We start from the raw sequence: 5,883 nt of genomic DNA on the forward strand, positions 1-5,883 counted from the left end.
AACTCCCGCTACGGCAGCCCCACCGCCGCCTGGAGCTTCTGGCAGGCCAACGGCTGGTACTAAAAACAGCCAAGCCACACCCCCGTGCGCGAAGGCGGCGACCCCCATCCCCAGGGCCGCCGCCTTCGCCATGCACCAGGTCCCGTAGGGTCTGCTCCCATGCAGCGGCTGGTGATCTTCGACCTGGACAACACACTCGTTGATCGCCAAGGCCCCTTGGCAGACTGGGTTTCGGCCTTCTCTGCGCAGCACGCCCTGGACGACGATGCCCGACTGCGTTTGCTGCAGTTCGTGCGAGAGCGCGCCTGCCCTGAGACCTTCGAAGCGATCCGCAACCAGTACGGTCTCGCCCCTTCGGCTGCGACGCTGTGGCGCGACTACTTGGCCCACATGGCTCGCTCGGTCACTTGCCCCGCTCACGTGCTCGAGGGGCTGTCCATGCTTCGACGCGCCGGTTGGAAGGTGGCCATTGCCACGAACGGTACGAGCGAGATCCAGAACGCGAAGGTGGCTGGGGCGGGTATCGCCGATCACGTTGATGCGGTGTGCACCTCCGAGGCCGCCGGTGTGCGCAAACCAGAAATAGTGATCTTCGAGAAGGCAGCGGCTGCCTGCGGCGTCGATCTTGCCCACGGTGGCTGGATGGTGGGAGACGGGGTGGACACTGACATCCACGGTGGTAGCGCGGCCGGACTACGCACTGTCTGGATCAGCGGTGGTAGGCCATGGCCCGGTGGTGACACAGCGCCGGACCATGTCACCACCGACGTACTGCAGGCGATCGATCTGCTGCTCACCACCCCGAGCCGAGGACATCGTGATGGCTTCTGAATCGATCACCGTGGGGCTGCTGCACCCTGGCAGCATGGGCGCCGCGTTCGGCGCCCAGCTACTCAGACAGAACGTGCGGGTGCTGTGGTGCACGGACGGCCGCAGCATCCGGTCCCGGGCCCGCGCCGAGAACGCCGGCCTCGAAGAAGTACAGGACCTCGGGCAACTGGTGACGCGCGCCGATGTGCTGTTGTCTCTGTGTCCGCCTGCTGCCGCGGTGGATGTCGCACAGCACGTCGCTGCCTGCGGCTTCGATGGCCGGTTGTACATCGAAGCGAATGCGATCACGCCACACCGCGTCAGGACTGTCGCAGAACTGCTTCCCCGCGCTGTTGTCGTCGACGGCGCGGTGGTCGGCTCCCCGCCCGTGGGCGGCAAGCAGTCCACGTTGTATCTGTCCGGAGACCACCACGGCTGTGCTCGGGCCACGGAACTGTTCGCCGCGAGTGACGTGAAGACCAAAGTGCTGGGCGCCGAGGTGGGAGCGGCATCCGCGCTGAAGCTGGCGTACTCGAGCTATCAGAAGGCATCCCGCGTCCTGGCGGCGCTCGCCTACAGCGTCGCCGATGCCGGCGGCGTTGCCGACGAACTCGTCGAGATTGCCGGGAAACGGGGCGGCAGCTACCTGACGGAGACCGGCTACATTCCCAAGACAGCATCCCGGGCCTGGCGCTGGGGCCCGGAACTCGACGATGCAGCAGCCCTGTTGCGGGAGGCCGGGCTGCCGGATGACCTGATGCGTGCAGCCAGCCGAGTCCTCAGCCGGTGGTCGGATGCCCGAGAGCGCGAGCTCACCATCGCCGAGGCACTCTCACTGCTGCGCGTCGACCACGACTTCGTGGAGCGCGACGAACCGTAGCGCCTCCGCACGGTTCGCCTGCGGTCAGAGGCTGCGACGCATCAGAAGATCAATCTCTTGCGCCGCCTCCGCGGGGGAAGCGGTGTCGGTATCGAGCCGCAGGTCCCAAGAGAATTCCGGCCTGGCCCTGATGTCCTTGGCCGTAGCGTTCCAGGCGGCCAGGCGGGCCTCTGTGTCGCTGTCGCCGCGCCCTTTGGAACGGATTGCCGTGCTCGCCCGCGAACACCACAGCAACACACTCGTCCACGAGGCGGGGAATCCGTCCACCACCGCCTCAAGGCCGGCAACCTGGCCGAGATGCAGGATAGGAATGCGTCCGCCCTGCATGGCCTGGACCAAGCCCGGACGGTCCACGAGGTAGATGTTGCCGTACCTGTCATTGCGGTAGATGACGTCCCCGCGCTCCTCAAGCTCGGTGAGCTGATCGGCGGATCCCATCCGATAGCCACGGGTACGGCCGCTACCGACCTTCAAACGCTCGAAAGCGTCATAGGCGGGGTTGAGTTCGCGCAGTGCGGTGGTGATCGTGTCCTTCCCGGATGCGGGTGGACCGTACAGCAGGATGCCCCGGTTCATGTGAACACCGTCCCGAAGACTTGCCGCACCTGATCAGTGAGGGATATCGCCGCGCCGAGACGGTTGTCGACCACCAAGTGCGGTACCGCTGGACGTAGTTCCGGATCGATCGTCGAAGCGTACTCGTCCCAGTTCTGCAACTTCCAGCTGTCGCGGGCTGCGGAACGGAAGCTGATGTACTCGTGCATGGTCTCCAGGTCGCACTGGATCCAGATGACCGCCACGGTCACACCCCGTGCCTCGCAGCGGTTGGTCAGCCGACGCATCCATTGCACGTCGCTCACTTCAGCGACGAATGGCGCGGTGAGTACCGTGCTGATGGAACAGTCGACGTTGGCGTAGGCGGTCTCCAGCAGGCACTGGTACTCCAGGGGCCGCACCTTCTCCCGATATGCCGGGGAGTGGCGGTCATTGGGGTCGCTTCCCATCTCGACCAGCAGACGCTCAACGAGCGGACGGGTGATGGGGTCTTTGTCGAGGACCGGCCACCCGGTGAGCCGGGAAATGAACCGCGAGAACTCCGACTTCCCGCTTCCGGCGAATCCCCCCACCATCAAGAGTGTGGGCCGATTCGGGTCGCCGCCAGTGTGGCGACGCTTCCATGCATCAATGATCCGCTGCTGAACTTCCTGACTGTTGCTGTTGGCGGTGTCGCCTGGCGCGATCTGCAGCACTGCGCGCTCGACCGCCAGGACGTGGTCGCCGAGTGGCTCTCCCTCCGCCGGGGTGAGCTTCATCTGCGTCTGCTCACCCGGCAGCGCCTTCCGGAACCCCAACTCGGGCTCGGTGGACCGGTAGAGAAGGCAGTAGGCCCGGCGGTAGTGAGGGCCTGGGTAGACCTCGCCCTGTTCGTGTTGCCACAGCGTCTGGAAGTTCGCTGCCGGTACGGTCAGTCCGGCAGTGCGGGCCACTTCGCGTAGCCGCTCGCCGGCACCCTCAAGCGTCAGACCATGTGCTTCGCGCATGGTGCGGAGCTGGTCCGGACGCCACCCTGCGCGCCTCTTAGCCATGACTACCGCCTGCCCATTACCCACCATGATCGGGACTCTAAGTCTGCCCCGAGCGAACCCATGTGTAAGCGGATGTTGAAAAGTCACGTCGCCGGATGATGAGCGGCTTCACCAATCCTCAGTGATACTCCGCGACACCGATCGCAGATGTGATGGGCCCCATACCGGCGGAGCACTGGCCGGTGCCAAAGTTGAACACTCGGCAAGGGAGACGATCACAGTGTCGGGGCCGCGAACCACCGAGGTAATCGCACCATCGTGGGGCATTCGCCGGTGCACCACGTGCAAGTGCCGTCTGAGCCGGTACAACGACGACAGCGTCTGTTCCGGCTGCAACCGCAGCAGGACGGCAGGGCAGCCGGCGCGCCTCTCTGTCCCCGCCCAGGTCTGGGCCCATCAAGACGTTAAAGACGCCCTACTTCAGCGGGACTTCGGCAGGCTCTGCCAACTCGTACGAGAGCGCGGCCACCTCCGCCAGGAGGACATGGCCCTCCTGACGGGGCTGAGCCAGCCCTTCCTGTCGATGCTGGAGTCCGGGCGGCGGCGCCTCACCAACATCGACCGGATCATTGTGCTCCTGGACGGCCTGGACGTACCCGCCGACCTCACAGGACCGATGCTTCTTCCTTCCCGGGTCGCACCGGCCCTGCCTCTCCAAGCAGTCTCCTGACCCCGCCCCCCAGAATCCGGAGCCCACCACCTGGGCAACGCACACCACTGACGAACAGAGCAGTGCGCCCGAGGCGGAAGCGGCGTGCGGGGTCAACAACGCAGACAAAGGTGGGAACTTCGGCGCGGACGGCTGGAACCGAATCCGGTTCGCTCCCACGTGACGCGGCTCAACCGTCACAGCCGCCCCGACACTCGAACCACACCACCTTGCCGCCCCCGGGCCCAGGATCCACACCCCACTTGTCGACCACCGCTTCCAGCAGGGCGATCCCCCGGCCGCCCTCCGCCTCAGGCGACGACTCACCCGGCACACACGGCAGCTGACGGCAGCCGTCCGCGACCTCCACCCGGACTCCCGCCGCCTGCCGCAGCACCAGCACCGCACACCTCCGGTCCGGGACATGCCGTACGACGTTGGCGACCAGCTCGGTCACACCGAGCTCCACGGCGTCGGTCAGGTCCGCCAAGTCCCATTCCTCCAGCAGCGATCGGACGATCCGCCGGATGTGCCGCGCCGAGTGCGCGCCGACCGTGAGCCGCATGCCGTACTGGGCGGGGCGGGGACCCAGGAGGGTGGGGGGAAAGTATTCGTTCACCCTATGAGGCTGACCTCGTGCGACTACCCTCGGCTACGGAACGGATACAACCGGTCCCCCAGTGGGCCGAGTTGTGCGAGAGGGGGCTCCGCGTGACCCACATCAACGCCCTCGACCCGGGCGCTTCACCACTCGACTACTACGGCTTCGAGCTACGGCGCTACCGCGAAGGCGCCGGGCTGACACAGAAGCAGCTCGGCGACATCGTCAACTACACCGGCTCCCTGGTCGGCCAGATCGAAACGGCCCGCAAGCTGCCGACACCGGAGTTCAGCGAACGGGCCGACGCGGCGCTGGGCACGGGCGGCTTACTCTCCCGGCTCGTCGAGCTCGTGATGCGCAGTCAACTTCCGGCCTGGTTCCAACAGGTGGCGGAGTTGGAGGCGCGGGCCACCGAGATCTGCACGTTCCAGGCCCACATGGTGCACGGTCTCCTCCAGACCAGCGCCTACGCGCGTGCCACGCTCGGCGCCCTGGACCGGACCGGCCTCGACGACCGCACCGCAGTACGGCTGGCCCGTCAGCGCATCTTCGAGAAGGGCGAGCCACCGGTTCTGTGGATGGTCATGAGCGAGGCCGCGCTCTACCAGGAAATCGGCGGCCGGGAGACCGTGCGCGGCCAACTGGCCCACCTGTTGTCGTTCGAGAGCAACCCGCGGATCAACATCCAGGTGCTGCCGTTCTCGGCGGGAGCGCACGCGGGGCTCCAAGGCTCATTCACCCTCTTCCGCTTCGCGAGCGACCCGACCATCGTCTACACCGAGGGCTACGGCAGCGGGCATCCCACCGCCAACTCGGACACCGTCAAGGACTGTTCGCTCCGTTACGATCATCTCCAAGCCGCCGCACTCTCCCTCAAGGACTCGGCGGAGTTGATCCGGCACGCGATGGAGGAACGCTATGGGGAACACCGCGATTCCGACGGGGATCCAGTGGCGTAAGTCCAGCTACAGCGGCGACCAAGGCGGCGAGTGCGTCGAATGCGCGCCGCTCGGCCCCCTCGCTTGGCGCAAGTCCTCGTACAGCAGCGACCAGGGCGGCGACTGCGTCGAGATCGCCGAAACCCCCACCGCCACCATCGCCATACGCGACTCCAAGAACCCGGCGGGACCGATCCTCACCCTCGCCCCCGCCACGTTCGCCAAGTTCGTCGACTGGACGACCACAACCGCCGGCTGAGCGACCCCGGTCACATTCGGGCCCAGGTGATCTGCGGCCCAGGTCACACTCCGCGGCAGCGTTCCGTGGGGGCTCGGACACTCTGCGCGCGTTCCGGAGTGAAGCACCCCATAGGGCCTACGTCACATACTAAGGACGACAGTAGGACAAATAGGACGCC

General features: G+C 66.3%; 8 protein-coding genes. 5 read left to right on the top strand and 3 right to left on the bottom strand.

Features of this window, described 5'->3' with window-relative positions; translation table 11 throughout:
* The first annotated feature begins 159 nt into the window (after positions 1-159).
* The gene (locus IEY95_RS48350) at positions 160-831 is read left to right on the top strand and encodes an HAD family hydrolase (protein ID WP_189192717.1); all 672 of its coding nucleotides are present in this window, start codon (positions 160-162) and stop codon (positions 829-831) included.
* A complete protein-coding gene (locus IEY95_RS48355; RefSeq protein ID WP_189192718.1) occupies positions 821-1,690 on the top strand; it encodes an NAD(P)-dependent oxidoreductase in 870 nt (289 codons plus the stop codon). Before IEY95_RS48350 ends, IEY95_RS48355 begins: the two co-directional genes overlap by 11 nt.
* 24 nt (positions 1,691-1,714) lie before the next feature.
* Here the strand turns inward: IEY95_RS48355 and IEY95_RS48360 are convergent, their stop codons facing one another.
* A complete protein-coding gene (locus IEY95_RS48360) occupies positions 1,715-2,266 on the bottom strand; it encodes a guanylate kinase (RefSeq protein ID WP_189192719.1) in 552 nt (183 codons plus the stop codon).
* The gene (locus tag IEY95_RS48365; RefSeq protein WP_189192722.1) at positions 2,263-3,276 is read right to left on the bottom strand and encodes a P-loop nucleotide/nucleoside kinase family protein; all 1,014 of its coding nucleotides are present in this window, start codon (positions 3,274-3,276) and stop codon (positions 2,263-2,265) included. Before IEY95_RS48365 ends, IEY95_RS48360 begins: the two co-directional genes overlap by 4 nt.
* A 220-nt stretch (positions 3,277-3,496) precedes the next feature.
* Between IEY95_RS48365 and IEY95_RS50320 the strand changes: the two genes are divergently transcribed.
* Complete coding sequence (locus IEY95_RS50320) at positions 3,497-3,946, top strand: helix-turn-helix domain-containing protein (RefSeq protein WP_268240566.1); 450 nt, start codon at positions 3,497-3,499, stop codon at positions 3,944-3,946.
* Between the two features lie 169 nt (positions 3,947-4,115).
* On the opposite strand, the gene IEY95_RS48375 is transcribed toward IEY95_RS50320, so the two are convergent.
* On the bottom strand, positions 4,116-4,544 hold the full coding sequence (locus IEY95_RS48375) for an ATP-binding protein (RefSeq protein WP_229703882.1): 429 nt from the start codon (positions 4,542-4,544) through the stop codon (positions 4,116-4,118).
* 92 nt (positions 4,545-4,636) lie between these two features.
* Here IEY95_RS48375 and IEY95_RS48380 point away from each other — a divergent pair, with 92 nt between their 5' ends.
* The gene (locus IEY95_RS48380) at positions 4,637-5,485 is read left to right on the top strand and encodes a helix-turn-helix domain-containing protein (protein ID WP_189192720.1); all 849 of its coding nucleotides are present in this window, start codon (positions 4,637-4,639) and stop codon (positions 5,483-5,485) included.
* Positions 5,445-5,723 carry a DUF397 domain-containing protein gene (locus IEY95_RS48385; protein ID WP_189192721.1) on the top strand — a complete coding sequence of 93 codons (279 nt, stop codon included), beginning with the start codon at positions 5,445-5,447 and terminating at the stop codon, positions 5,721-5,723. The genes IEY95_RS48380 and IEY95_RS48385 overlap by 41 nt, the downstream gene beginning before the upstream one ends.
* The last annotated feature ends 160 nt before the right edge of the window (positions 5,724-5,883 follow it).

Origin of the sequence: Streptomyces albiflavescens, assembly GCF_014645835.1 — a bacterium.
Taxonomy (GTDB): Bacteria; Actinomycetota; Actinomycetes; order Streptomycetales; family Streptomycetaceae; genus Streptomyces; species Streptomyces albiflavescens.

Bases quoted from the DNA above. Each gene is read 5' to 3' on its own strand.
- IEY95_RS48350 (WP_189192717.1), top strand. From the start codon at position 160: ATGCAGCGGCTGGTGATCTTCGACCTGGACAACACACTCGTTGATCGC.
- IEY95_RS48355 (WP_189192718.1), top strand. From the start codon at position 821: ATGGCTTCTGAATCGATCACCGTGGGGCTGCTGCACCCTGGCAGCATG.
- IEY95_RS48360 (WP_189192719.1), bottom strand. From the start codon at position 2,266: ATGAACCGGGGCATCCTGCTGTACGGTCCACCCGCATCCGGGAAGGAC.
- IEY95_RS48365 (WP_189192722.1), bottom strand. From the start codon at position 3,276: ATGGCTAAGAGGCGCGCAGGGTGGCGTCCGGACCAGCTCCGCACCATG.
- IEY95_RS48385 (WP_189192721.1), top strand. From the start codon at position 5,445: ATGGGGAACACCGCGATTCCGACGGGGATCCAGTGGCGTAAGTCCAGC.